At 58.7% G+C, this 24,379-nt stretch carries 24 protein-coding genes; 11 read left to right on the top strand and 13 right to left on the bottom strand.

Annotation, left to right across the window (positions count from 1 at the left end; genetic code table 11):
* Window positions 1–23: 23 nt before the first annotated feature.
* The 5 genes from gyrB to J2X43_RS20370 form a co-directional block, all read right to left on the bottom strand.
* Window positions 24–2,456, bottom strand: coding sequence for a DNA topoisomerase (ATP-hydrolyzing) subunit B (gene gyrB, locus J2X43_RS20390; protein WP_112386073.1), 2,433 nt, complete (start codon window positions 2,454–2,456; stop codon window positions 24–26).
* 133 nt (window positions 2,457–2,589) lie between these two features.
* On the bottom strand, window positions 2,590–2,970 hold the full coding sequence (locus J2X43_RS20385; protein WP_310296636.1) for a helix-turn-helix domain-containing protein: 381 nt from the start codon (window positions 2,968–2,970) through the stop codon (window positions 2,590–2,592).
* On the bottom strand, window positions 2,967–3,530 hold the full coding sequence (locus tag J2X43_RS20380) for a Smr/MutS family protein (RefSeq protein ID WP_112517908.1): 564 nt from the start codon (window positions 3,528–3,530) through the stop codon (window positions 2,967–2,969). Before J2X43_RS20380 ends, J2X43_RS20385 begins: the two co-directional genes overlap by 4 nt.
* Window positions 3,530–4,648 (bottom strand): murein transglycosylase A, encoded by a 1,119-nt coding sequence (locus J2X43_RS20375; RefSeq protein ID WP_310296633.1) that lies wholly within the window; start codon window positions 4,646–4,648, stop codon window positions 3,530–3,532. The genes J2X43_RS20380 and J2X43_RS20375 overlap by 1 nt, the downstream gene beginning before the upstream one ends.
* Entirely contained in the window at window positions 4,641–5,345 is a 705-nt protein-coding gene (locus J2X43_RS20370) for a Tim44/TimA family putative adaptor protein (protein WP_310296631.1), read from the bottom strand. The genes J2X43_RS20375 and J2X43_RS20370 overlap by 8 nt, the downstream gene beginning before the upstream one ends.
* Before the next feature lie 102 nt (window positions 5,346–5,447).
* Between J2X43_RS20370 and J2X43_RS20365 the strand changes: the two genes are divergently transcribed.
* Both J2X43_RS20365 and secB read left to right on the top strand, forming a co-directional pair.
* Window positions 5,448–5,963, top strand: a complete 516-nt coding sequence (locus J2X43_RS20365) for an FxsA family protein (RefSeq protein ID WP_112540335.1) — start codon at window positions 5,448–5,450, stop codon at window positions 5,961–5,963.
* Between the two features lie 84 nt (window positions 5,964–6,047).
* Window positions 6,048–6,524, top strand: coding sequence for a protein-export chaperone SecB (gene secB / locus J2X43_RS20360; protein ID WP_112386007.1), 477 nt, complete (start codon window positions 6,048–6,050; stop codon window positions 6,522–6,524).
* A 51-nt stretch (window positions 6,525–6,575) separates the two neighbouring features.
* Here the strand turns inward: secB and dnaQ are convergent, their stop codons facing one another.
* From dnaQ to J2X43_RS20335, 5 genes are read right to left on the bottom strand one after another with little or no spacing between them, the layout of a single operon-like run.
* The gene (gene dnaQ / locus J2X43_RS20355) at window positions 6,576–7,289 is read right to left on the bottom strand and encodes a DNA polymerase III subunit epsilon (protein ID WP_310296628.1); all 714 of its coding nucleotides are present in this window, start codon (window positions 7,287–7,289) and stop codon (window positions 6,576–6,578) included.
* The gene (coaE, locus tag J2X43_RS20350; protein WP_310296719.1) at window positions 7,282–7,893 is read right to left on the bottom strand and encodes a dephospho-CoA kinase; all 612 of its coding nucleotides are present in this window, start codon (window positions 7,891–7,893) and stop codon (window positions 7,282–7,284) included. Before coaE ends, dnaQ begins: the two co-directional genes overlap by 8 nt.
* Complete coding sequence (locus J2X43_RS20345; protein ID WP_310296626.1) at window positions 7,893–8,750, bottom strand: shikimate dehydrogenase; 858 nt, start codon at window positions 8,748–8,750, stop codon at window positions 7,893–7,895. Before J2X43_RS20345 ends, coaE begins: the two co-directional genes overlap by 1 nt.
* Window positions 8,743–9,342, bottom strand: a complete 600-nt coding sequence (locus J2X43_RS20340; RefSeq protein ID WP_310296624.1) for a Maf-like protein — start codon at window positions 9,340–9,342, stop codon at window positions 8,743–8,745. Before J2X43_RS20340 ends, J2X43_RS20345 begins: the two co-directional genes overlap by 8 nt.
* A gap of 35 nt (window positions 9,343–9,377) precedes the next feature.
* Window positions 9,378–10,199, bottom strand: a complete 822-nt coding sequence (locus J2X43_RS20335; protein ID WP_310296622.1) for a pyruvate, water dikinase regulatory protein — start codon at window positions 10,197–10,199, stop codon at window positions 9,378–9,380.
* A 402-nt stretch (window positions 10,200–10,601) separates the two neighbouring features.
* Between J2X43_RS20335 and hemE the strand changes: the two genes are divergently transcribed.
* From hemE to J2X43_RS20295, 8 genes are all read left to right on the top strand, one after another.
* The gene (hemE, locus tag J2X43_RS20330; RefSeq protein ID WP_310296621.1) at window positions 10,602–11,636 is read left to right on the top strand and encodes a uroporphyrinogen decarboxylase; all 1,035 of its coding nucleotides are present in this window, start codon (window positions 10,602–10,604) and stop codon (window positions 11,634–11,636) included.
* Window positions 11,637–11,638: 2 nt separating this feature from the next.
* Window positions 11,639–12,175: a protoporphyrinogen oxidase HemJ gene (gene hemJ, locus J2X43_RS20325; protein ID WP_112386000.1), complete on the top strand. Its 537-nt coding sequence runs from the start codon at window positions 11,639–11,641 to the stop codon at window positions 12,173–12,175.
* 195 nt (window positions 12,176–12,370) lie between these two features.
* A complete protein-coding gene (gene rho / locus J2X43_RS20320) occupies window positions 12,371–13,636 on the top strand; it encodes a transcription termination factor Rho (protein ID WP_112385999.1) in 1,266 nt (421 codons plus the stop codon).
* Between the two features lie 81 nt (window positions 13,637–13,717).
* A complete protein-coding gene (gene mnmE / locus J2X43_RS20315; RefSeq protein WP_310296618.1) occupies window positions 13,718–15,028 on the top strand; it encodes a tRNA uridine-5-carboxymethylaminomethyl(34) synthesis GTPase MnmE in 1,311 nt (436 codons plus the stop codon).
* 74 nt (window positions 15,029–15,102) lie between these two features.
* The gene (gene mnmG / locus J2X43_RS20310) at window positions 15,103–16,962 is read left to right on the top strand and encodes a tRNA uridine-5-carboxymethylaminomethyl(34) synthesis enzyme MnmG (protein WP_310296616.1); all 1,860 of its coding nucleotides are present in this window, start codon (window positions 15,103–15,105) and stop codon (window positions 16,960–16,962) included.
* 22 nt (window positions 16,963–16,984) lie between these two features.
* Window positions 16,985–17,602, top strand: coding sequence for a 16S rRNA (guanine(527)-N(7))-methyltransferase RsmG (rsmG, locus tag J2X43_RS20305; RefSeq protein WP_310296613.1), 618 nt, complete (start codon window positions 16,985–16,987; stop codon window positions 17,600–17,602).
* A 20-nt stretch (window positions 17,603–17,622) separates the two neighbouring features.
* Window positions 17,623–18,417, top strand: a complete 795-nt coding sequence (locus J2X43_RS20300) for a ParA family protein (RefSeq protein ID WP_112385995.1) — start codon at window positions 17,623–17,625, stop codon at window positions 18,415–18,417.
* A 22-nt stretch (window positions 18,418–18,439) separates the two neighbouring features.
* Window positions 18,440–19,324, top strand: coding sequence for a ParB/RepB/Spo0J family partition protein (locus J2X43_RS20295; RefSeq protein WP_112385994.1), 885 nt, complete (start codon window positions 18,440–18,442; stop codon window positions 19,322–19,324).
* Here J2X43_RS20295 and holA read toward each other — a convergent pair whose 3' ends face one another.
* The 3 genes from holA to leuS are packed head-to-tail and all read right to left on the bottom strand — an operon-like array spanning window position 19,325 to window position 23,514.
* On the bottom strand, window positions 19,325–20,362 hold the full coding sequence (gene holA, locus J2X43_RS20290) for a DNA polymerase III subunit delta (protein ID WP_310296610.1): 1,038 nt from the start codon (window positions 20,360–20,362) through the stop codon (window positions 19,325–19,327).
* 10 nt (window positions 20,363–20,372) lie between these two features.
* Entirely contained in the window at window positions 20,373–20,894 is a 522-nt protein-coding gene (gene lptE, locus J2X43_RS20285; RefSeq protein ID WP_112517894.1) for an LPS assembly lipoprotein LptE, read from the bottom strand.
* Window positions 20,884–23,514: a leucine--tRNA ligase gene (gene leuS / locus J2X43_RS20280; RefSeq protein ID WP_310296608.1), complete on the bottom strand. Its 2,631-nt coding sequence runs from the start codon at window positions 23,512–23,514 to the stop codon at window positions 20,884–20,886. Before leuS ends, lptE begins: the two co-directional genes overlap by 11 nt.
* Before the next feature lie 201 nt (window positions 23,515–23,715).
* Between leuS and J2X43_RS20275 the strand changes: the two genes are divergently transcribed.
* Window positions 23,716–24,375 (top strand): YggS family pyridoxal phosphate-dependent enzyme, encoded by a 660-nt coding sequence (locus tag J2X43_RS20275; RefSeq protein ID WP_310296607.1) that lies wholly within the window; start codon window positions 23,716–23,718, stop codon window positions 24,373–24,375.
* Window positions 24,376–24,379: the final 4 nt, after the last annotated feature.

The following is a 24,379-nucleotide window of genomic DNA, read 5'->3' as shown; positions in this document are numbered from 1 at the left end:
GCGGCCTTTTTCTTTGATATCAATTAGATATCGAGGTTTGCGACGCTGAGCGCATTTTCCTGGATGAACTCGCGGCGCGGCTCGACTTCATCGCCCATCAGACGGGCAAACAATCCATCGGCATCGGTCGCATCGTTGACCTTGACCTGCAGCAGCGAGCGGACGTTCGGATCGAGCGTCGTTTCCCAGAGCTGCTCGGCATTCATTTCCCCGAGACCCTTGTAGCGCTGCATCGTCAGCCCCTTGCGGCCGCTGGCAAAGATCGTTTCGAGAAGAGCGCGAGGCCCGGCAAGTTCGACTTCGCCGTCGCGGCGTGAAAGCTTTGGCGGGACGTCGTAGATTTCCTTGAGGCGCGCCGACAGCTGGTCGATAAGGCGGGCATCCTGCGAGCCGATCAGCGCCATGTCGAGCACGACAACTTCCTTGACGCCGCGGACCATACGCTCGAGACGGAGACCGCCTTCGCTCGTCAGTCCACCTTCCCAGCCGCGTTCGGTTTCCTCGGCAATAATGTCGAGACGCCTGGCGACTTCGGCAGCCAGCCCTTCGGCACGGCTGCGATCGCTGACGGCCTCGGCATTCAACGCACCGGCAATCGCTGCCTGTTCGACAACGGCGCGATTATAGCGCGAATGCAGATTGTCGAGCAGCGTGCGCAGGCGCAGAGCGTCCTGAATGACTTCGCGCACGTCCTGGCCGACGCGGACCTCACCGCTTGCAAGCTTCAGCGCAGCGTCTTCGAGACCCTGGCCGATCAGGTAGTCTTCCAGTGCACTCTCGTTCTTGACGTACTGGACCGACTTGCCGCGCGCGACCTTGTAGAGCGGCGGCTGGGCGATATAGAGATGGCCGCGCTCGATCAGCTCAGGCATCTGACGGAAGAAGAAGGTGAGCAGCAATGTACGGATATGGGCGCCGTCGACGTCAGCGTCCGTCATGATGATGATCTTGTGGTAGCGCAGCTTCTCGACGTTGAATTCATCCTTGCCGATGCCGGTGCCGAGTGCGGTGATCAGCGTACCGATTTCCGCCGAGGATAGCATCTTGTCGAAACGGGCGCGCTCGACGTTCAGGATCTTGCCGCGCAGCGGCAGGATAGCCTGATTTTCGCGCGAACGTCCCTGTTTTGCCGAACCGCCTGCCGAATCACCCTCGACGAGGAAGACTTCGGATTTCGACGGATCACGCTCGGAGCAGTCAGCGAGTTTGCCGGGCAGCGATGCGATATCGAGCGCGCCCTTGCGGCGCGTCAGTTCGCGTGCCTTGCGGGCCGCTTCGCGGGCGGCGGCGGCTTCCACCACCTTGCCGACCAGGATCTTGGCGTCCGCGGGATGCTCTTCGAGCCAAGTGCTGAGCGCTTCGCTGACAAGGTTTTCAACGACAGGACGGACTTCCGAGGAAACCAGCTTGTCCTTCGTCTGCGATGAGAATTTCGGATCGGGAACCTTCACCGACAGAACCGCCGTCAGGCCTTCGCGGCAGTCGTCACCAGTCAGCGAGACCTTTTCCTTCTTCGTGATACCCGAGCTATCGGCATAGGAGGTTATCTGGCGGGTCAGGGCAGCGCGGAAGCCGGCCATGTGGGTGCCGCCATCACGCTGCGGAATGTTGTTGGTAAAGCACAGCACGTTCTCGTGATAGCTATCGTTCCACCACATGGCGACTTCGACGGTAATTCCGTCCTTCTCGCTGCGAATGGCAACGGGCTTATCGACCAGCGGCTTCTTGGCGCGATCGAGATAGGCGACGAATGCTTCGAGGCCGCCATCATAGAGAAGCTCTTCCTGGCGGATATCGGAATGGCGCTTGTCGGTGAGCAGGATGCGAACGCCGGAATTCAGGAAGGCGAGCTCCCGCAGACGGTGTTCCAGCGTGCCATAATCGAATTCCGTCATGGTGAAGGTCTCACCACTCGGCATGAAGCTGACTTCTGTGCCGGTTTCGCTGGCATCACCGATCACCTTCAGCGGCGCATCGGCAACGCCATGGGTGAAGCTCATTTCATGCAGCTTGCCCTGCCGGCGGATGCGCAGCTTGAGCCAGACGGAGAGCGCGTTGACGACCGAAACGCCCACGCCATGCAGACCGCCCGAGACCTTGTAGGAATTCTGATCGAATTTACCGCCGGCATGCAACTGGGTCATGATCACTTCGGCTGCAGAGATACCCTCGCCGGTGTGAATGTCCGTCGGGATGCCGCGTCCATTGTCGGTGACGGTGACGGAGCCATCGGCATTGAGCGTCACGGTGACGATGTCGGCATGCCCGGCCAGCGCCTCGTCGATCGCATTGTCAACGACTTCGTAGACCATGTGATGAAGGCCGGAGCCATCGTCAGTGTCGCCGATATACATGCCCGGGCGCTTGCGCACCGCATCGAGGCCCTTCAGGACCTTGATGGAATCTGCGCCATACTCGGTGCTAACGCCGTTTTCCGTCGCGGGTGTATCGGTCATACTGTCTTTGAATTTCCCTGTTGTAACGGCCTGGATGACCTTGCGAATCACCGGCGTTTCTCATTCCGGAATATAGGGTTTTTGCGCGCCAATCCCAATGCCGGAGCCTTGAAATCCGGCATTAAGCAGGGGATTATGACGGTTTTCCGTCCGCTTTTCCGCCTTTTTCCAACACCGCGTTGAGCTCCGCCAGGACGGGCGCGTCAAGGCTGCGGATCTGACCCGCCAAACGGTTTGCAAAGGCCGTATATTCGGGCGGCAAACCTGACGTATCGATGACAATACGCGGGTCGGAAGAGCGCGCCAGGAGGAAGAGTTCTTCCGCTTCATCCCAGATGATGTTGAAATAGCCGGCGATCCGCTGCAGCAGGTCGAAGGTCGGCAGGCCGCGTTTTCCGTGCTCCAGCGCCGATAGATAGGCAGGCGACACATTCAGCGCTGCCGCCATCTGCTTCTGCGAAACGCCCTTGCGGGATCGCAGCTTGCGGACAGCCTCGCCGAAGGGCGTCGTCATGAGCGATCTCCCGCCCGGCGGGCGAGACGGATGTAGAGAGCGCCCTCGCCGCCATGATGCTGCGCCGCAGATTCGTAGGACGAGATCAGATAGCGGAACTCAGGCTTCGAGAACCACAACGGCACGGCGCGCTTCAGTGCGCCTTCGCTGCCGAGCGAGCTTCCCTTGCCGGTGATGACCAGCACATGCCGCATGCCGCGCTCATGGGCACGGATCAGAAAGTCGAGAAGGATGACATGGGCTTCGCTTTGCACCAGTCCATGCAGGTCGATGCGGGCTTCCAGCGCCAGGCGTCCCTTGGCGATCTTACGCTTGACCGGGCGCTCGAGTGGATGGTGCTGACCGGAGGACGGCTTGGCGGCGGGTTGCTGGACCGGAGGCGTTACAGGCGCCGTCGCCATGCGCTGCTTTTCGGTCGCTTCGATTTCCGCCTCGGCGGCAGCCAGGAAGGCGTCGAGTTCGGTCAGTTCGCCGGTTTTGCCGGCCATCGGGCGGGTGCTGCGAGCCACCCTGCCCCAAAGAATGCGCTCGTCGGTGCTCAGCTTCCGATCCCTGGCCATCAGAGGAAACGCCCCACGGCTTCATTGGGTATCAGGATAGCGAAATCGGCATCATTTCTGACCGTTCCGGCCTGTTCACCGGCATCGTCTCCAGAGCCAGTGAAGATATCGCCGCGTGCGGGTCCGACGATCGCCGAGCCGGTGTCGAGCGCCAGCATCAATCGCGCGAAGCCGCGTCCGCCATCCAGATGGGTAAGGCTTTCCGAGCGGATGAAGAACGGGAAGCCGAATGTGTGGATCAGGCGATCGACTGCGAGCGAACGGCCGGCAAGGAGCGGAACCTTGGCGGCGGCAATCGGGCCGCTCGTTGCCGCGGCTGTCTCTGCCTCGCGGAAAAAGATGTAGGATCTGTTGTGCCAGAGAACCTCGTCGACCTGGTCCGGATGAGCGCCAAGCCATGCGCGGATCGCCTGCATGGAGATCTGGCTGCGATCGATCTCCCCCCGGTCGATGAGAAGCTTGCCGATCGCCGAGAAGGGGTGTCCGGCCTTTGCCGCATAGGTGATGCGGCCCATCGTACCATCGGGATACCGCAAGCGCGCCGCACCCTGGACCTGGACGAAGAAGACATCGACCTTCGATTTCGCCCAGGCGATCTCCAGACCGCGCCCGGAGAGAATGCCCTGATCGATTGCCCGCCGATCCGGATAAGCGCTGATCGAGCCCTTCGACGACAGGCCGAACGCGTAATAGGGATCAAGCCCGGCTGGCCTGTTCGTATCGTCGAGATCGATCAAATCATCGGGGCGCCGATAGAATGGAAAACGATAGACGTCATCCGGCTTGGCCGAAACGGCGATTTCCGGCTCGTAGAACGCCGTCACGAAGCCCGGCATCCCGTCACTCTTCCTGATCAGAAACGGCCGGCAGTTCTGTTCGAAGAAGCGGCGCGCCTGCATCGCGTCTGAAATGCCGGCATCCCGCGCCTTCTCAAGAAGCGACAGAAGGTCCTCGGCGGTCAGGCCTAGCGAACCGGTGCGGTAAGGCTTTACGCCGGAGATCTGCCGGCGGCAGGCGTCCATGACTTCAAAAAGGCTGGAAGGATCATCATCCTTCCAGCCCTTCAATTCATCGAAGCTGATGGGGTGCAGCGTGAAATCTGCCAGACCGTCACTCATGTTCCGATTCGGTTGCCACGAGTTTCCAATTGGGATCGCGCGAACGGGTGTCGCGGGCGAAGGTCCAGATGTCGTTGACTTCGGCAACATCCTCGGCGTTGCCATCGATCAGCTTTTCGTCCTTGTCATAGGTTGCCGAAATCAGCTGGCTGGAGATCCGCAAGGTCATTTGCGCTTCGCTGCCCTTGACTTCGGCATTGGTGATTTCCGCCTTGTCGATGCCGACAAAGGTTGATTTCACCTTTTCGCCCTTTGCTTCGCGATCGGCGATCGCCGCACCGAAGCCATCGTAGACTTCAGGGGACAGCAGGTTCTTGAGGGTTTTGCGATCACCGTCGGCAAAAGCCATGACGATCATCTCGTAGGCCATCTTGGCGCCATTCAGGAATTCCTTCGGCGTGAACGACGGATCGGCCTTGTTCATGGCGCGCAGCGCTTCGTTGAGCGGCGTGCCTGCCGGAGCGAAGGCATCGATGGCGGCAAAGCGATCTTCTTCCTCGCCATTGCCGTCGCGGCGCGGAAGGGTCACGACCTTTCCGGCATCGGCTGGCTCCTGGCCGGCTGCATCACGGGGCGTGTAGAGATCACGCGGCGGCTTTTCATTTCCGGTGCGGCGGCCAAGAACACTGCGGAGCTGGAAAAAAATCAGCACTGCCGCTACCAGGAAAAATAACGTGATGAAGTCGTTTGAACTCATATTGTCCCGCGATTGCAGTTAACATCCCAAATTTCTACTCCCATATAGTCCGCATAGACAGATGATTCAAATAGGAGCCCGCAAGCTTGCGGGTTGAAAACGATGCGATTGACGATGCTTCCCGGTTTCATGCTGCTTTTGCCCCTGGCGGAAATCGCGAGCTTCGTGATTGTCGGCAAGGCGATCGGTGTTCTGGCAACGCTTGGACTGGTGGTTCTTGGCGTGGTCGTCGGCATGTCGATGCTGCGCCGCCACGGCCTCGGCATCCTGCAGCGCATGTCCGCCGAAGGCCGGAACGGCGTTGCTCCGGGCCGCGAACTTTTGAAGCCTGCGATGCTTGTCATTGCCGGGCTGCTGTTCGTCATCCCGGGCTTCATCTCTGATATCATCGCTCTTCTGATCTGCATTCCGGCTGTGCGCGATCTTGCCTGGAAATATGTCAGCCGCCGTTTCGTTGTCGTCGGCAGAACCAGTGGCTTTACCGCGTCGGCAGGATCGGGTGGCGATTTTCGTCCCCGCGGCCCTGCCGGAGGCAAGGTGGTCGATCTCGACGAGGACGATTTCAAGCGGCAACCCGACCCGAATTCTCCCTGGTCGGGCAAGCGGCTTGGCGACTGAGCGCTGAATTTGCTCAGGGTTGTAAGCCTTTCCACGAAATGGTAGATGGCGGCACCATCAAAATGCCCCTTCGAGGAAAATCCAATGGCTGATGAAAACAACGGCGCCGGTGCAGTAAGCCCGAGCCTCACCATTCTCGCTCAGTACACGAAGGATCTCTCCTTCGAAAACCCGGGCGCACCGCGTTCGCTGCAGGCCCGCGACACCGCGCCGGCCATCAATATCAGCGTCAACGTCAACGCCAACCCGCTGTCCGACACTGATTTCGACGTCGTTCTGTCGCTGAACGCGGAAGCCAAGGATGGTGACAAGACGGTATTCCACACCGAACTGGTCTATGGCGGCGTCTTCCGCATCGCGGGCTTCCCGCAGGAACACATGCTGCCGGTTCTCTTCATTGAGTGCCCGCGCATGCTCTTCCCGTTTGCCCGCCAGATCATTGCCGACGTGACACGCAACGGCGGCTTCCCGCCGCTGATGATCGACCCGATCGATTTTGCGCAGATGTTCGCCCAGCGCGTTGCCGAAGAGCAGACCCGCGCCAAGGTTCAGACGAACTGATCTGATTTGTGCTGATGAAATCTGAAATGCCCGGTCAGAAGCCGGGCATTTTTAGTTTGGGCGATCGTATTTCGACCAGATGCCCTTGGTCCCGAGCTTGGCGATCAGCGCGTCGTGCGCCGCGGCCTCGGTCTCGCTCAGCCGGCTTGCCAGCGGCCGCGGCCTTTCCAGAACAGCCAGTATAACGTCATCTGCTTCGTCAATGGTGTTTTCAGATCCAGCCGCGGCAGCAACGCCAAGTCCCAAGGCCGTCTGCCGGCCGCCTATCATCTCGATATAAACTTCGGCCAGCAGTTCAGAGTCGAGCAAGGCGCCGTGCTTGGTGCGATGCGAGTTGTCGATGCCATACCGCCGGCAAAGGGCGTCGAGCGAATTCGGTCCCATCGGATGCTTTCGCCGCGCAAGCGAGAGCGTATCGATCACCCGTTCCGGCAGGATCGGCGGCCTGCCGATGCGGGCGAGCTCGGCGTTCACGAAACCCATATCGAAGGTGGCATTGTGAGCGATCCACTTCGCATCGCCGAAAAATTCGATGATCTCCTCGACGACGTCGGCAAAGCCCTTCTTGTCCTTGAGGAATTCGTCGGTGATGCCGTGAACGGCGAGCGCATCCGGGTGGACCTTCTGGTCGCCGGGATTCATGTAGATATGGATCGTCCGGCCCGTCGGGAAATGATTGAAGAGCTCGATACCGCCGATTTCGATGATCCGGTCCAGGCGATTGTCGAGGCCGGTGGTTTCCGTATCGAAGATGATCTCACGCATTCCGGAACTCTCCTTTGGCGATCCTGCTTTGAAGATCGGCAATGATCTCGCTGACCCGCTGCTGCGCCATTTCGATGCCGTGACCGGTGTCGATCAAATAATCGGCGCGCCGGCGCTTTTCGGCATCGGGCATCTGCCGCGAGAGAATCATCTTGAATTTGTCTTCCGTCATGCCCGGGCGCGCAAGCACCCTCGCCTTCTGAATCTGTGGATCGCAGCTGACGACAGCAATCACATCGACGCGATTTTCCGCGCCGGTTTCGAACAGCAGGGGAATATCCAGCAATACGATGCTCTGACCCGCAGCTTGCTGATTGGCTAGAAATGCGGCTTCGTGCTGGCGCACGAGCGGATGAACGATCGCTTCCAGTGCCTTGAAGCCATCAGGGCGCAGAGCGAGTTGCCGGGCCAGTTCGGCGCGATCGACCGCGCCTTCCTTCGATGTTCCGGGAAATTCGGCTTCGACCGCGGCTACTGCCTCTCCGGCATACAAGTCGTGCACGACGGCATCAGCATCGTTGACGGGAATACCGGCGGCGGCAAAGAGCTTTGCCGTCGTCGATTTTCCCATTCCGATGGAGCCCGTCAGGCCGATCCGCAACATCAATGCTTTTCCATGTCGGCGACGATGAGCGCACGAAGGTCGGCGTCGACATCGGGCGTTCTGCCAAACCACTTTGCGAAACCCGGTACGGCCTGATGCAAGAGCATGCCGAGCCCATCGACCGTTGCGAAGCCCTGCTGTTCTGCCTGGATGAGCATCGGTGTCCGCAGCGGCACATAGACGATATCGGTCACGACTGCGCCTGAAGCCAGCGGCGAGAAGTCCATTTGAGGTGCTCCCTCACCGTCCATGCCGAGCGACGTCGTGTTGATGAAAAGTCCGGCGCCTGACATCACTTCGTTTAACGCCTCCGGCGCATGGGCTCGAACCCGGGCACCGAAGCGATCGGCCAATTCCTGCGCGCGGCTGACCGTGCGATTGACGACGTGAATGTTCTTCAACCCGCGATCGCGCACCGCCTGGATGACAGCGCGGCTTGCGCCCCCGGCACCGAAGATGACGGCCGTGCCGGTTTGGTCCCAGCCCGGATGGCGTTCATCGAGATTGGCGGTGAAGCCGCGGCCGTCTGTGTTGGTGGCGTGCAGCTTGCCACCTTCGATCCAGAGCGTGTTCGACGCTCCCAACTCTTCGGAAAGCGCATCCGGACAGTTGGCAAGTTGATAGGCCAGTTCCTTATGCGGGATCGTGACATTGCCGCCGGTGAAACCGGAGCTTCCATCTTTCAGGCTGGCAATGAAGCCGGCGAATTCCGCCGGTGCTACTTCATGGGCGCGGTAGCTGCCTGGTAGACCAAGCGTCTTCAGCCAGTAGCCATGGATGAGGGGCGAGCGCGAATGCTTGACGGGGAAGCCGGTGACGAAAGCCTTGGGGCCAAATGTTTCACGTGAATCATCCATCGATAGCACCCAGTTCCCTCAGTTTGGCGAGCAGCGGCACCATGGGCAGGCCGATGATCGTGAAATAATCGCCGTCGATTTTCTCGAACAGCTGGATGCCCTCGCCTTCCAGCTGATAGGCGCCAACGCTCGACAGAGCCTTGGTTCCGACGCGCTGAAGATGCCGTTCGATAAATTGCGGCGACAGCTGGCGGACGGTCAAAGACGCGTGCGCGACATGATCCCAAAGTGCAGTGCCGCCGCGGTAGAGAGCAATCGCGCTGTTGAGGCGATGGGTCTTGCCGCTGAGCGCCGCAAGATGGGCCGCGGCCTGTTTCATATCTGCTGGCTTGTGAAACACCCGGTCGCCAAGCGACATGGTCTGATCGGAGCCGATCACCAGGGCATCCGGAAATCGCTGGCTGACGTCCTCGGCCTTGGCCCGCGCGAGCACGAGGGCCACCTCATCCGGAGAGGCACCGGTCTTCTCAAGCGGCGCCTCGATCGCCCGCTCGTCAATGCTGGCGCCGTGGGCGTCAAATGCCAGACCGGCGTTCAACATCAACGTTCGGCGAAAGGGGCTGGAAGAAGCAAGGATCAGCGTCGATGTCATTGGGTCCTGCGATCGGTTCACTGGTGATGATGCGCTTAGCGCAGCTTTGGCCGCAGGGCAACGATCGCCGCTGCCGTCTCCTCGATCGAGCGGCGCGTCACGTCGATGATCGGCCAATTATGTTTGGCGCAGAGTGAGCGGGCATATTTCAGCTCCTCCGAAATCGCCGCTCGGTCGATATATTCGCCGCGGTCGAAACCAGCAGTCGCTCCGAGCACGCGGTTTTCCCGGACCTGGGAAATGCGATCGGTCGTCGCGATCAGACAGACGATGAGCGGCTTAATCGCCGAGAAGATCGCCTCGGGCAGCGGCACGCCGTAGACGATGGGGATGTTGGCAGTCTTGATCCCGCGATTGGCGAGATAGATGCTGGTTGGCGTTTTCGATGTCCGGCTGATGCCGACAATGACAACATCAGCGTCATTATAATCATCCGGCATCTGACCATCGTCATGGTCCATGGTGAAGTTCAAAGCTTCGATACGCGCGAAATAGCCGGCGTTCATCACATGCTGTGCGCCAACCCGGCGGCGTGACGGGGCACCGAGATAGATCTGGAATGCCGCCATGACCGGCTCCAGCACGTTCACGGAGGCAACACCCATCTCCGCGCATCGCTCGTCGATCAGGGTCGCAAGCTCGCGGTCGACGATTGTATAAAGGACGATCCCAGGCTCGCCGTCGATTGCGTCAAGCACGGGCAGCAGCTGCCGGCGGTTTCTGATCAGCGGATAAACGTGCTCGATCGCCTGCGACGACTTGAACTGCGCCGATGCCGCTCTGCCCGCCGAGATCAGAGTCTCTCCCGTTGAGTCAGATATCAGATGCAGATGGAAGAAGTTCGTCCGGTTCTCCACGTTATTTTCCGCCACCTGTTGAAAAGACTGGATGACCAAGAGCTACGGGAGCCGGAGGGTCCGAGGCAAGGGAAAACATGCCCAGTTTTCCACAATACGGATTTTCAGGAGACGGCTCAGGCCGGCTTGTGGACTTTGTGGACAGCTCTTCTCTGCCCATCTGAAGCTCACAGCTTATCCACAGATTGAGCCAATCAGCAGGCCCTTAGAAGCGATTGGAATCCCTTCGTGATTCAAAACCTTCAACAGAAACTGGCCAGGCCGGGCAAATTTGTCCTGAGCCGACGAGCGACGCGCGACAAATCGTATCGTCAGTGGATGGATTTTAATCCTTGATAGTCACCGACTCTAAGAAATAGAAACCTTTTAAAATATCTTTGTTTTTTTATAGGGAAGAAGCGCTTGAGCGAAACGCGCCGGAAAATTCTGAGAGTTCTCGACGGTGAAACTCTCACGCCTCCGCCAGTCTGGCTTATGAGACAGGCAGGACGGTACCTGCCGGAATACAGACGAACGCGCCAGACCGCCGGAAGTTTCCTCGACCTCTGTTATTCTCCCGAGCATGCCGTCGAAGTGACCTTGCAGCCGATCCGGCGCTACGCCTTCGATGCCGCAATCCTGTTCTCGGATATTCTCGTCATTCCCGATGCTATGAAGCGCAACGTTCGCTTTACCGAAGGGCATGGACCGGAGATGGATCCGATCGACGAAGCGGGTATCGCCAATCTCAGCGATGAGGATATCGTTTCCTATCTACAGCCGGTCATGGAGACTGTCAGGCGCCTGCGCGCCGAGCTTCCTACCGAAACGACGCTGCTCGGCTTCTGTGGAGCTCCCTGGACGGTTGCGACCTATATGATTGCCGGGAAGGGCACACCAGATCAGGCCCCTGCCCGGCTGTTCGCGTACAAGCATCCGAAAGCCTTCGAGCGTCTGCTGATGCTGTTGGCCGACGTCTCGGCGGATTATCTGGTGGCGCAGATCGATGCTGGTGCCGATGCCGTTCAGATCTTCGACTCCTGGGCTGGTGTTCTCGGAGAGAAGGAATTCGCGGCCTACGCGATCCGCCCGGTGGCGCGGATGATTGCCTCGATCCGATCCCAGCGGCCAAAAGCCAAGATCATCGCATTTGCGAAGGGCGCCGGTTATCAGCTGAAGGATTACCGGCAAAAGACCGGCGCCGATGCGATCGGGCTCGACTGGTCGGTGCCGCTTGCCTTTGCTCAGGAGCTGCAGAAGGATGGCCCTGTTCAAGGTAATCTCGATCCGATGCGCGTCGTTGCCGGCGGCAAAGCTCTGGAGGAAGGGATCGATGAAATTCTCGACAAGCTCGGGAACGGGCCGCTGATTTTCAATCTAGGTCATGGCATCACGCCGCAAGCTGACCCCGAGAACGTGCGGCTGCTTGTCGAGCGCGTGCGCGGATCGCGAGGCTGATGATGGAAAAGCAGACCGACGCCCGGCCAGGCGCCTATGCGCGGCGCCGCGCTCATTTCGCGTTGATCTTCTTTGCGCTTCTGGCAGTTGGGCTTTTCGCCTGGAACCCGGAGAACCTTTATCTCTGGATCAAGGCGCTTCACATCATCGCTGTGATTTCCTGGATGGCGGGACTGTTCTACATGCCCCGGCTTTTCATCTATCACACGGACGCGGAGCCGGGCTCTGCTCAGTCCGAGACCTTCAAGGTGATGGAGCGCCGGCTGCTGAAGATCATCATGAACCCGGCAATGATGCTGACCTGGATTTTCGGGCTCTATCTCGCGTGGTCGGTCTATGGTTTCCAGGGCGGCTGGCTGCATGCGAAGATCGGTCTCGTCGTTCTCTTGACGGGCGTGCACATGTTCTTCAGCCGAGCCGTTCGAGACTTCGCGGCCGACCGGAACAGACGTTCGGCGCGCTACTGGCGGTTCATGAACGAGGCGCCGACGGCGCTGATGATCCTGATCGTTATCCTCGTCGTGGTGAAGCCTTTTTAGGGGCTGTGGCGGTCTCAGGTTAAATTTGCTTCATTTTAAGCAGCCCCCTTGCGGCGCCTTATCTTAGTCGCTATTTTCCGCGCATCTCATCTTCGTGGCATGTGTTTTGAGTTCAGTCGTCTGCGAGCCTTTCGCGAGACCGAATACGTCCCGACATAGCCTTCCCCCTTTGAAATATAGAGTAATGGTCACTTCATGGCTGAAATGAAGCTTCAGGAACTTAAGAGTAAATCCCCGACCGATCTTCTGGCCTTTGCCGAATCGCTCGAGGTCGAAAATGCAAGTACAATGCGCAAACAGGAATTGATGTTTGCGATCCTGAAGGTTCTTGCCAGCCAGGACGTTGAAATCATCGGCGAGGGCGTCGTCGAAGTTCTACAGGACGGTTTTGGTTTCTTGCGTTCTGCAAACGCCAACTATTTGCCGGGTCCTGACGATATCTACATTTCCCCCTCGCAGATCCGCCGCTTCTCGCTGAAGACCGGCGATACCGTCGAGGGCCCGATCCGTGGACCGAAGGAAGGCGAGCGCTATTTCGCTCTGCTGAAGGTCAACACGATCAATTTCGACGACCCGGAAAAGATCCGTCACAAAGTTCATTTCGACAACCTGACGCCGCTTTATCCGAACGAGCGCTTCCGTATGGAGCTCGACATCCCGACGTCGAAGGATCTCTCTTCGCGCGTCATCGATCTTGTGGCTCCGCTCGGCAAGGGCCAGCGTGGTCTGATCGTCGCTCCGCCGCGCACCGGTAAGACCGTTCTGCTGCAGAACATCGCGCATTCGATCACTGCCAATCATCCGGAATGCTATCTGATCGTTCTCCTCATTGATGAACGTCCGGAAGAAGTGACGGATATGCAGCGCTCGGTGAAGGGCGAAGTCGTTTCCTCGACTTTCGACGAGCCGGCGGTCCGCCACGTCCAAGTTGCCGAAATGGTCATCGAGAAGGCCAAGCGCCTTGTCGAGCATGGCCGTGACGTCGTCATCCTGCTCGATTCGATCACCCGCCTCGGCCGCGCCTACAACACCGTCGTACCGTCCTCGGGCAAGGTCTTGACCGGTGGTGTCGACGCAAACGCCCTGCAACGTCCGAAGCGTTTCTTCGGTGCTGCGCGTAACATCGAAGAAGGCGGATCGCTGACGATCATTGCGACCGCGCTGATCGACACCGGCAGCCGTATGGACGAAGTCATCTTCGAAGAATTCAAGGGTACCGGCAACTCGGAAATCGTGCTTGACCGCAAGGTCGCCGACAAGCGCATCTTCCCGGCGATGGATATCCTCAAGTCCGGCACGCGTAAGGAAGACCTTCTGGTGCCGCGCCAGGATCTGCAGAAGATCTTCGTTCTGCGCCGTATCCTTGCACCGATGGGAACCACCGATGCGATCGAATTCCTGATCGACAAGTTGAAGCAGACGAAGAACAATCCGGATTTCTTCGACTCGATGAACACGTAGTCTTTAGCCGGATTCAGCTAGCAAGCCGGTCGCGAATAGCGGCCGGCTTTGTCATTTGTAGAGAAAGAGGCGATCTGGGAAATGCCAGGAGAGACGATCTACGCGCTGTCGAGTGGCGGATTGCCGTCCGGTGTTGCGGTTATCCGCATCAGCGGCCCTGCCACATCCGTCATTCTCGAGAATCTGATCGGCAGTCTCCCCGGCCCCAGATCGGCAACTCTTCGAACGATTCGTGACCGGAACGGTCTACCGATCGATTCGGGTCTGATACTATTTTTCCCCTCCCCGGCCTCTTTCACCGGCGAAGACTGCGCCGAGCTTCAGGTTCACGGCGGCCGGGCCGTTGTGCAGCGTCTCCTATCAAGACTTGGCGAATTCCCGGCAACACGCATGGCGGTTGAGGGAGAGTTTTCGCGCCGGGCTTTTGAGAATGGAAAGCTGGATCTCGTCGAGGTCGAGGGACTAGCCGATCTTATCGGGGCGGAGACCGAGATGCAGCGCCGTCTGGCCGTTGAGCACAGCTCCGGTCACCTGTCCAGTCTATACGATTCGTGGGCGGAACGATTGACGCGGTGCCGTGCACTGATCGAAGCGGAGTTGGATTTCGCTGATGAGGATGATGTACCAGGATCGGTCTCCGACCAGGTCTGGGCAGAAGTTGCCGTTCTCAAAGCTGCTGTTGAAACGCATCTCTCGGATGCAGCAGCCGGTGAAATCATCCGGGATGGTTTCAAGGTCGTCATCGCCGGCGCGCCGAACGCCGGAAAATCGTCTTTGATGAATGCGCTGGCACAGCGCGATCTGGCAATCGTCACGGATGTCGCGGGCACGACGCGGGACGTGCTGCAAGTCGATCTCGATATCGGCGGCTATCTTGTGAAGCTCTATGATACGGCGGGATTAAGAGAGACAGACGAGCTCGTCGAGCGTGAGGGCATTCGCCGCGCCGAGAACATGGTTGCCGAGGCCGATCTGGTGCTGTATCTGCATGACCTATCTGTTGGTGCCGCGGTTTCGACACCTGCTGATCCGCGCGTCTTGACCGTGGGGACGAAGGCAGACCTGGCGCCGGCTAGGAACGAGCTTGATCCTTCAATCTCCGCTCAGACCGGTGCCGGGCTTCACGAGCTTCGGTCGATGATTGGCCGCCGGATTGAAAAGATGGTCCGGCCAGATAGTTTCTCATTGCCGAGCAGGCTCCGCCATAAGGATTCGCTGGCGGAATGTTTGTCGGCGATTGAGCGATCTCTTCGTATGGATGGCGCTGTTGATCTCGATTTGAGGGCTGAAGAGTTGCGGATCGCGGCAAATGCCCTTGGCCGCATCACCGGCCGCGTGGATGTGGAAAACCTGCTTGACGTGATCTTCTCCGAATTCTGCATTGGGAAATGATTCACGTGAAACACCGGACGAAGTTACTTGCGTGAGTTTCACGTGAAACGTCTGAAACAAACTTGGTTTGGCTCATGAAATACGATGTCATTATTATAGGCGGCGGTCATGCCGGAACAGAGGCTGCAAGCGCCGCTGCGCATCTGGGCGCTAAGACGGCGCTCGTTACCCACCGGCGTGATACGATCGGGGTGATGTCCTGCAACCCCGCGATCGGTGGCCTTGGCAAGGGACACCTTGTTCGAGAGGTTGACGCGCTTGACGGGCTCATGGGCCGGGTCGCCGATGCAGCGGGTATCCAGTTCCGCATGCTCAATCGCAAGAAGGGTCCAGCCGTCCGCGGGCCTCGTACGCAGGCTGATCGCAAGCTTTACCGCGAAGCGATGCTGCGGGAAATCGAAGCGATCGACAATCTCGATATCATCGAAGGCGACGCGTTCGATCTGGCGACCGCGGACGGATCCGTTACCGGTGTCATCATGAAAGATAGCCGGATTCTTTCATGCAGTGCGGTTGTTCTGACGACCGGAACTTTTCTTCGGGGATTGATCCATATTGGCGATACGAAGATTGCCGCCGGCCGCGTCGGCGAAGATCCATCGTTAGGCCTGTCAGGCACGCTTCAGCGTCTTGGCATTTCGCTCGGGCGTTTGAAGACCGGAACGCCAGCTCGTCTCGATAGCCGCACCATCGATTGGGCGAGTGTCGGCCGCCAGGGCGCCGATGACGAGTTGACGCCGTTCTCGTTTATGACCGACAAAATTACCAATACACAAGTCGATTGCGGCGTAACCCGTACGACCGAGGCGACGCATCGGATCATCAGTGAGAACATTGGCAAGTCTGCGATGTATTCCGGGCAGATCGAGGGTGTCGGCCCGCGCTACTGCCCGTCAATTGAAGATAAGATCGTCAAGTTTGGTGAACGCGACGGGCATCAGATTTTTCTCGAGCCTGAAGGCCTCGATAATCATACGGTTTATCCGAATGGGATTTCGACTTCTCTGCCCGCCGATATACAGGATCAGTTTATCCGCACGATCCCAGGTCTAGAGGCCGTGACGATCCTGCAGCCGGGTTATGCCATCGAGTATGACCACGTCGATCCTCGCGAGCTGACACCGTCTCTGGAAGTCAAGAAACTATCGGGGCTTTTCCTGGCGGGACAGATCAACGGTACGACGGGTTACGAGGAGGCCGCTGCCCAAGGGTTGGTGGCGGGGCTGAATGCTGCGCGCCTGGCTGGCGGCAGCGATCCGATCTACCTCAGCCGGACCAATTCCTACATTGGCGTGATGATTGATGATCTGACATCGCGCGGTGTTGCAGAGCCTTATCGCATGTTTACATCGCGAGCGGAGTACCGGCTGTCGCTGAGAGCGGACAATGCCGACGTCCGCTTGACGCCTCTGGGACAGGAAATTGGCTGCGTAGCGACGGCGCGATCAGTTCGCTTTGACGCCTATAAGAGCGAGCTCGACGAAGCCCGTAGGCTGCTTCAGTCGTTGGAGACAACACCGAACGAGGCTCGTAAGGCCGGGTTGATGCTGAATCAGGATGGCCAGCGCCGCACGGCCTATGAGCTGCTGTCCTATCCGGATCATGACACTGAGAAGCTCGCTTCGATCTGGCCGGAACTTCGGTCATTGCCTGCCAAGGTGGCCGAGGCGATGGATATCGAGGCGTCATACGCGGTGTATATGAAACGCCAAGCCGTTGATATCGCGGACATAAAGCGTGATGAAGACCGGGTGATACCGGCGGACTTCGACTATTCGGTGCTCTCAGGCCTGTCCAACGAGCTGAAGCAGAAACTGAAGCGCGCGCAGCCGTTTAATATCGCTCACGCGGCGAAAGTCGATGGTATGACGCCGGCGGCGATATCGCTCTTGCTTGTCCACCTCCGGCGAGCCGACATGGCGCGCGCTATCTGATACACGCGGAAAGAGTCCTCGAATGAACCTGAACGGCCAAAGTGTTTCACGTGAAACACAGTCTCGCCTTGAGCATTTTCTTCAGCTCTTCCAGAAGTGGGCAAAGACCATCAATCTCGTCGCACCATCGACTTTGGCCGGTGCCTGGGATCGGCATATCGTCGATAGCGCTCAGATATTTCAGTTGAGTTCCGATGCGAAAGTCTGGGTGGATCTCGGAAGTGGTGGCGGCTTTCCTGGTATCATCACGGCCATCCTCCTCGCGGAGCAGAAGGACGGCTGGGTGCATCTCGTGGAGAGTAATAACAAGAAGGCGTCATTCTTGCGGCTTGCGTTGCGGGAAACAGGTGCACGAGGTTCTGTCCATGCCGTGCGGATCGAAGATGTCTACAGCGAGGTCGGAGATTGCGATGCCATTTCTGGCCGTGCGCTTGCGGATCTCGACAAGTTGATGGAGTTCTCGCTGCCCTGGATGCAGAAGAATGAGAAATGCCGGGCTTTCTTCCATAAAGGCCGGGATTACCAGAGCGAGATTGCGAAAGCGCATGGCCGATGGCAGTTCGATCTGGTAGAACATACCAGTGTCGTCGAGCGGGATTCCATTATTCTTGAAATCTCCAAACTCCGGCGCTTGGTTTAACGATTTTGGATCATCAAACGATGGCTGGCGAACGCAACCGGATTATTACCATTGCAAATCAGAAGGGCGGCGTCGGCAAGACGACGACGGCGATCAACCTCGCTACCGCCCTCGCCGCGATCGGTGAGCGCGTCCTGATCGTTGATCTGGATCCTCAAGGAAATGCCAGCACCGGGCTAGGTATTGACCGAAAGAGCCGGTTGGTCTCGTCCTACGATCTGCTTGTGGGTGAGGCCGGTGTTCGCGAGACCGCACAACAGACGGCAGTTCCGAACCTGTTCATTGTGCCATCGACCATGGATCTTCTTGGTATCGAGATGGAGATTGCACAGCAATCGGATCGGGTCTTTAAGCTGAAGAAGGCTCTCGCATCCGAGGAAGCTTTTGATTTCTCATATATAATTCTTGATTGCCCGCCGTCGTTCAACCTGTTGACGATGAATGCGATGGCTGCGGCACATTCGGTGCTTGTGCCGCTTCAATGCGAATTCTTTGCGCTTGAAGGTCTCAGCCAGCTATTGGAAACTGTCGATCAGGTTCGCCGCACGGTCAATCCACGGCTCGACATTCAGGGTATCGTCCTGACAATGTTTGATGCCCGAAACAATCTGGCGCAGCAGGTTGTCAACGACGTCCGGACGCATCTGGGTGATAAGGTATACCACACCTTGATTCCGAGGAATGTTCGCGTTTCTGAGGCGCCATCTTACGGAAAGCCGGCGATCCTCTATGATCTGAAATGTGCCGGCAGTCAGGCTTATCTGCAGCTCGCGTCGGAGGTTATCCAGCGCGAACGCCAACGCCTCGCGGCGTGAATTGTAAAGCGAGTATCAGACGATGAACGACGATGTCTCAAAGCGCCGTCTGGGGCGCGGTCTTGCAGCCCTTATCGGCGAAATGGATCAGCCGTTGCCCGTCGAGGGTGAAAAGCCGAATGTGAGCGCTGACCGGTTGATTCCAATCGAATTTGTTAGCCGCAACCCGCGCAACCCGCGTCGGTTTTTCGATGATAGCGAGCTTCATGACCTTGCGAGCTCGATTCGCCAGCACGGTATCGTTCAACCGATCGTCGTTCGCACATCCACCGAAGGCCGGTTTGAGATTATAGCCGGCGAAAGACGCTGGCGCGCCGCGCAGCTTGCCGGGCTGGTAGAAATCCCGGTGTTGGTGCGCGATGTTGACGATAAGACCGCGCTGGAAATTGCGATCGTTGAAAACGTTCAACGTTCCGATCTCAATGCGCTTGAAGAAGCGCTCGGCTATGAGCAGCTGATTGCGGAATACGGATATACACAGAATGATCTTGGCGAAATCATCGGCAAGAGCCGCAGCCATGTGGCAAATTCGTTGCGGCTGTTGAAGCTGCCGGATCCCGTTCGTGACCTTCTTGCCGCAGGCAGCCTGTCCGCCGGTCACGCCCGTGCACTTGTCTCGACATCGGATCCGGCTCTGCTGGCGAAGACGATCGTTGCCAAGGGCATGTCGGTGCGCGATGCCGAACGCCTGGCGCAAAACGATATCAAGGCGCAGTCGGAGCCGAAGAACACCGGTCCGCGGCTTGATCAGAAGGATTCGGATACGATCGCTCTGGAGCGAACCCTCTCCGACACGCTGGGGCTTGATGTGACGATCAATCACAAGGCGTCCGGCGGCCAGATCAAGATTGCCTACAAATCCCTCGAGCAACTGGAAGAAATATGCAGGTTGCTGGAGCGCCGTTGATCAGGCCCTTCGGCCTGATTGCAGTGTTGTAGACAGCAAGGTTTGAAGGGCAATACTGTCTTCCAAGCTTTGCCGTTTGCGGGTCTGCAGAATGGCGGCCTGCAAGCGGCCCGTCTCGCGCGCAATGGCGTCTGCCGACCAGGTCCGCAATGCTTGCTCGATAATCGGTTTGCGGCGGAAATGCAGGTGACGTCCTAGCGTTTGCATCACCTGGCCGGCTGGAAGCCGTTTCTCATCCATTTCCGCACGCATGGTGTCGAGCAGCTGAAACTGCTTCAGACATGCCTGAATGACGAGAAAGATCGCGGTTTTTGATGCGGTGATCTTCTGCATCGCATGCAGGAAAGTCGATGTGTTTCCGCTCAGGATCGCATCGACTGCGTCATCGACGGAGACGGCACTGGCGTCTCCGATGATCTCGTTGACGTGATGTTCTTCCACCGTCTCCATGCCGCGGCAATAGAGCGCCAGCTTGCGGACTTCGTTGCGCGAAGCGATACGATCTCCGCCAATGAGCTCAACGAGTGCCTGCCGGGCCGCCGTGGTTACGCGCAGGCCTTCTGCTGCGAGCTCGTTGTCGATCAGGGCGTTAAGGGCGCGCGCGTCGTCAGCGTAACACGGTATCGTCGCAACACTGCGCGCTGTTTCGGCGATTTTGCGAAGCAAGGCACCTTTCTTCAGGTCGCCGGCTTCGATGATGACAGAGGTTCCCTCCAGCGGTTTTTCGGAAAGCTGTTGGAGCGAATCGACAAGATACTTCTCGTTCGCTGCGCCGCGGATCCAGATCAGTTTCTGACCGCCGAAAAGACCGATAGATCCGGCCTCGTCGATCAGACGGCCCGGATCCTTCTGCAGGTCGCCAATATCCAGTTTGATGAGCGAAAAGGGATCGTCTAGAGCGACACCCGTTTTGGCGGCGATTTGCGACGCGCGTTCAGACACCAAGCCGCGATCGGGGCCGTAAATGACGAAAAGCCGGTAGATCGTGGCGGAGCGTTGAAGGAAACCTTCAAACTCGTGGGACTTGATCTCCGCCACTGCTCTCTCCTCAGCGGCCGAGTGCGGCGGCGATATCGAGACTTACGAATTCTGCGGCCTCACGCGCCGCACGGTTTTCTGCGTCGCGGACAGCACGCTGTTTGGCGAATTCCTGTCCGGGATAGTCAAGCAGGGCCGTGGCGTAACGGTTGCCGGCTTTGATGACCTGCGTGTCCTTGTTTGAACGGAGCGTGTAGTCGACGCTGACTGTGACGCGTCCTGCCTGTGACGTATCCGAAGACTTCACGAGCAGGGTGTCGGTGACGCTCGAACGAACGTGGATTTCGACTTCATACTCCGGATTCTCGGCCTCGCCGGCGCCGCGACCGGCGATGAAGATCAGTCGGTTGCGCACTTCCTGTTCTACCCGCGATGTCGCCTCGGAAAAGCCGACCGACGAGAGTTTGCCTGCCACGCCCGATGATTCCGAGTAGAGCGGACGGACCTGGCAGGAGCCGAGCAAGGCTGCCGATGCAATGATGAGGCCGAGTGCGGCACGGCGGCCGAGTTTCGAAGCGAAATCAGACGACAATGTTCACAATCCTTTGTGGAACCACGATAATTTTCTTCGGCGCCTGGCCATTCAAGGCACTGATAACCGCATCGAGAGCCAGAACGGCTTCGGTTACGGCATTCTGATCCGCGTCGCGAGAAATTGTCAATTCGGCGCGCTTCTTGCCGTTGATCTGCACCGGCAAAATAACGTCGTTCTCGGTCGTCAGCGCTTCGTCATAGGCCGGCCACGCTGCCTGCGCCAACAGGCCAGTATTGCCGAGTGCCGCCCAGCATTCTTCTGCAAGATGCGGGGTCATCGGCGCAACCAGTTGTACGACGATCTGTGCGGCCTCGCGCACCGCCGATCGATAGGCGGCGTCGCCTTCACCAGCGGCAACCTTGGTCAGTGGCGAGGCAATGGCATTCACCAGCTCATAAATGCGGGCGACTGCCTTGTTGAACCACAGCTTGTCATAGTCGTTCTGGACAGCTTTCAGCGTCTTGTGAGCAGCCTGCGAGATCGCCAGCGCTTCGCCTTCCTTAGCCGGAGTCGCCGGTACGGCAGCAAGAATACCAGCTGCCTCCGAAATCAGCCGCCACAGGCGCTGGGTGAAGCGATGCGCACCTTCGACGCCGGCCTCCGACCAGATCACGTCGCGCTCCGGCGGCGAATCCGACAACACGAAGAAGCGTGCAGTGTCAGCGCCGTAGGAGGCGATGATGTCATCAGGATCGACGACGTTCTTCTTCGACTTGGACATCTTCTCGATAGAGCCGATCGATACCTCTTCGCCGCCCTCAAGAAGGAAGGCGCGGCGGGCGCCATCAACCTCTTCGATCCGGATATCCGCGGGTGCTACCCATTCGCCATGAGAGCCGGTCCCGCGGCGATAGGTTTCATGCACGACCATGCCTTGCGTGAAGAGGCCCTTGAAAGGCTCCTTCACATCAACGTGGCCCGTCTCGCGCATGGCGCGGGTGAAGAAACGCGAATAGAGCAGATGCAGAATCGCGTGTTCGATGCCGCCGATATACTGATCGACTGGCAGCCAGCGATTGGCTGCTGCGGGATCGGTCGGCTGCTTTTCCCACGGCGCGGTGAAGCGTGTGAAATACCAGCTGGAATCGACGAAGGTGTCCATCGTGTCCGTCTCTCGCCGGGCATCCTTGCCGCAATGCGGGCAGGCGACGTGACGCCAGGTCGGATGACGGTCCAGCGGGTTGCCGGGCTGGTCGAAGGTGACATCGGACGGCAGCTGAACCGGCAGATCCTTCTTCGGCACCGGCACGACGCCGCAGTCTTCACAATGGATGACCGGGATCGGGCAGCCCCAGTAGCGCTGGCGGGAGATCCCCCAGTCGCGAAGGCGGAAATTGACCTTTCGCTCTCCTTGCGCTGCGCCACCGATCTGCGTCGAAGACAGCTTCTCCGCTACGATATCGAAGGCTTCGGTCGTAGACTTGCCGTCGAGGAAGCGGGAGTTAATCATCACGCCGTCGCCGTCATATGCGACATCGCCAACCGTGAAGCTGGAAGCGTCACCGTCCCTGGGCATGACGACGGGCACGACCGAGAGGCTGTACTTGCGCGCAAAATCGAGGTCGCGCTGGTCGCCGGAAGGGCAGCCGAAGATGGCGCCGGTGCCGTAGTCCATCAGCACGAAGTTTGCGACGTACACAGGCAATTCCCAGGACGCATCCAGCGGATGCCGGACGCGTATTCCGGTGTCGATGCCCTTCTTCTCAGCAGTCTCAAGTGCAGCGAGAGACGTGCCGGCGCGGCGGCATTCCTCGCAGAAAGCGTCAATATCGGCATTCTTTGCTGCCGCTTCCTTCGCCAGCGGATGGTCAGCGGCAATCGCCAGAAAGGATGCGCCGAAGAGGGTATCCGGGCGCGTAGTATAAACAGTGACCTCGGATTCACCGGCCGGTGCGGTCTCGGGTACGATTTCCCAACGGATCGTCAGGCCTTCCGACCGGCCGATCCAGTTTTTCTGCATCAGACGGACCTTCTCCGGCCACTGATCCAGCGTATCGAGCGCATCCAGCAGGTCCTGGCTGAAGTTGGTAATCTTGAAGAACCATTGTGTCAGTTCGCGCTGCTCGACGAGCGCACCGGAGCGCCAGCCGCGGCCGTCGATGACCTGTTCGTTTGCCAGAACGGTATTATCGACCGGATCCCAATTGACCTTGGACTGCTTGCGGTAAACCAGACCCTTTTCGAGGAAGTCCACGAAGAGATGCTGCTGATGCTGATAGTATTCGACGTCACAGGTCGCGAATTCGCGGCTCCAATCCAGCGACAGGCCCATGGCCTTCAGCTGCGCCTTCATCGAACCGATGTTCTGATAGGTCCAGGATGCAGGATGAACGCCACGTTCCATGGCGGCATTTTCGGCAGGCATGCCGAAGGCGTCCCAGCCCATTGGGTGCAGAACGTTGTATCCACGGGCGCGCTTGTAGCGGGCAACCACGTCGCCCATGGCATAATTGCGAACGTGGCCCATGTGGATGCGGCCCGATGGATAGGGAAACATTTCGAGGACGTAGTATTTCTCGCGCGGATCGGCATTATCGGTCTCGAAGACCTTTGCCTCGTTCCATTTTTGCTGCCAGCGAGGCTCGGCGTCGCGCGGATTATAACGTTCGGTAGCCATGGTATTCAAATTTCCGGAAAATCAGGGGAAGTTGGTGGTGACCTTCACCACGAAACCACCGTAGCGTCAAGTTTTGAGGGCACAGCAAGTGTCCGGCAAAGCGCCGGAAAAGGTGTTTTCGGCCGGGTGGGTCTTGGCAATCACGCATGCCGCAGTTAGTGCATTGCCAGTATTCTCGCAGCATCATGTCGGAGATCGGCGATGGAACTTCAAGAGCGCCTGAACGAGGTGCGTTCGCGCATTGCGGAAGCAGCGAAGCAGTCGAAGCGTCCTGATGGTGCGGTGCAGCTCGTTGCCGTCTCGAAAACCTTCGACGCGGAGGCGATCCGGCCGGCGATTGCTGCCGGTCAACGGGTCTTCGGTGAAAACCGCGTGCAGGAAAGCCAAGGCAAATGGCCGGAGCTGAAGAGCGAAACGGCGGGAATCGAGCTCCACCTGATCGGTCCGTTGCAATCCAACAAGGCTGACGATGCCGTTGCACTGTTCGATGTCATCGAGACTGTCGATCGGGAAAAGATCGCCCGCGCACTGGCCGATGTTATGAAGCGGCAGGGCAAGGCGGTTCGCCTCTATGTCCAGGTCAATACCGGGCTTGAGCCGCAGAAAGCCGGGATCGCGCCTGATGACACCGCGGCTTTTGTCGATCTCTGCCGTGGCGAACTTGGGCTCGCCATTGAGGGGTTGATGTGCATTCCGCCGGCGGAAGAAAATCCGGGTCCGCATTTTGCCCTCCTCGCCAAGCTTGCAAAGACCTGTGGCCTTGAGAAGTTGTCGATGGGCATGTCCGGCGATTACGAGACGGCCGTTGCTTTCGGAGCAACAAGCGTTCGGGTCGGTTCGGCGATCTTCGGTACGCGATAGAACC

Origin of the sequence: Rhizobium sp. BE258 (assembly GCF_031457345.1) — a bacterium.
Classification (GTDB): Bacteria; Pseudomonadota; Alphaproteobacteria; order Rhizobiales; family Rhizobiaceae; genus Rhizobium.
Note: the sequence above shows the minus strand (reverse complement) of the source record. Positions and strands in the feature narration are given on the sequence as shown.

Coding starts and splice junctions, on each gene's coding strand:
- gyrB (WP_112386073.1), bottom strand. CDS start 2,456: ATGACCGATACACCCGCGACGGAAAACGGCGTTAGCACCGAGTATGGC.
- J2X43_RS20385 (WP_310296636.1), bottom strand. CDS start 2,970: ATGACGACGCCCTTCGGCGAGGCTGTCCGCAAGCTGCGATCCCGCAAG.
- J2X43_RS20380 (WP_112517908.1), bottom strand. CDS start 3,530: ATGGCCAGGGATCGGAAGCTGAGCACCGACGAGCGCATTCTTTGGGGC.
- J2X43_RS20375 (WP_310296633.1), bottom strand. CDS start 4,648: ATGAGTGACGGTCTGGCAGATTTCACGCTGCACCCCATCAGCTTCGAT.
- J2X43_RS20370 (WP_310296631.1), bottom strand. CDS start 5,345: ATGAGTTCAAACGACTTCATCACGTTATTTTTCCTGGTAGCGGCAGTG.
- J2X43_RS20365 (WP_112540335.1), top strand. CDS start 5,448: ATGCGATTGACGATGCTTCCCGGTTTCATGCTGCTTTTGCCCCTGGCG.
- secB (WP_112386007.1), top strand. CDS start 6,048: ATGGCTGATGAAAACAACGGCGCCGGTGCAGTAAGCCCGAGCCTCACC.
- dnaQ (WP_310296628.1), bottom strand. CDS start 7,289: ATGCGTGAGATCATCTTCGATACGGAAACCACCGGCCTCGACAATCGC.
- coaE (WP_310296719.1), bottom strand. CDS start 7,893: ATGTTGCGGATCGGCCTGACGGGCTCCATCGGAATGGGAAAATCGACG.
- J2X43_RS20345 (WP_310296626.1), bottom strand. CDS start 8,750: ATGGATGATTCACGTGAAACATTTGGCCCCAAGGCTTTCGTCACCGGC.
- J2X43_RS20340 (WP_310296624.1), bottom strand. CDS start 9,342: ATGACATCGACGCTGATCCTTGCTTCTTCCAGCCCCTTTCGCCGAACG.
- hemJ (WP_112386000.1), top strand. CDS start 11,639: ATGGAAAAGCAGACCGACGCCCGGCCAGGCGCCTATGCGCGGCGCCGC.
- rho (WP_112385999.1), top strand. CDS start 12,371: ATGGCTGAAATGAAGCTTCAGGAACTTAAGAGTAAATCCCCGACCGAT.
- mnmE (WP_310296618.1), top strand. CDS start 13,718: ATGCCAGGAGAGACGATCTACGCGCTGTCGAGTGGCGGATTGCCGTCC.
- mnmG (WP_310296616.1), top strand. CDS start 15,103: ATGAAATACGATGTCATTATTATAGGCGGCGGTCATGCCGGAACAGAG.
- rsmG (WP_310296613.1), top strand. CDS start 16,985: ATGAACCTGAACGGCCAAAGTGTTTCACGTGAAACACAGTCTCGCCTT.
- J2X43_RS20300 (WP_112385995.1), top strand. CDS start 17,623: ATGGCTGGCGAACGCAACCGGATTATTACCATTGCAAATCAGAAGGGC.
- J2X43_RS20295 (WP_112385994.1), top strand. CDS start 18,440: ATGAACGACGATGTCTCAAAGCGCCGTCTGGGGCGCGGTCTTGCAGCC.
- leuS (WP_310296608.1), bottom strand. CDS start 23,514: ATGGCTACCGAACGTTATAATCCGCGCGACGCCGAGCCTCGCTGGCAG.
- J2X43_RS20275 (WP_310296607.1), top strand. CDS start 23,716: ATGGAACTTCAAGAGCGCCTGAACGAGGTGCGTTCGCGCATTGCGGAA.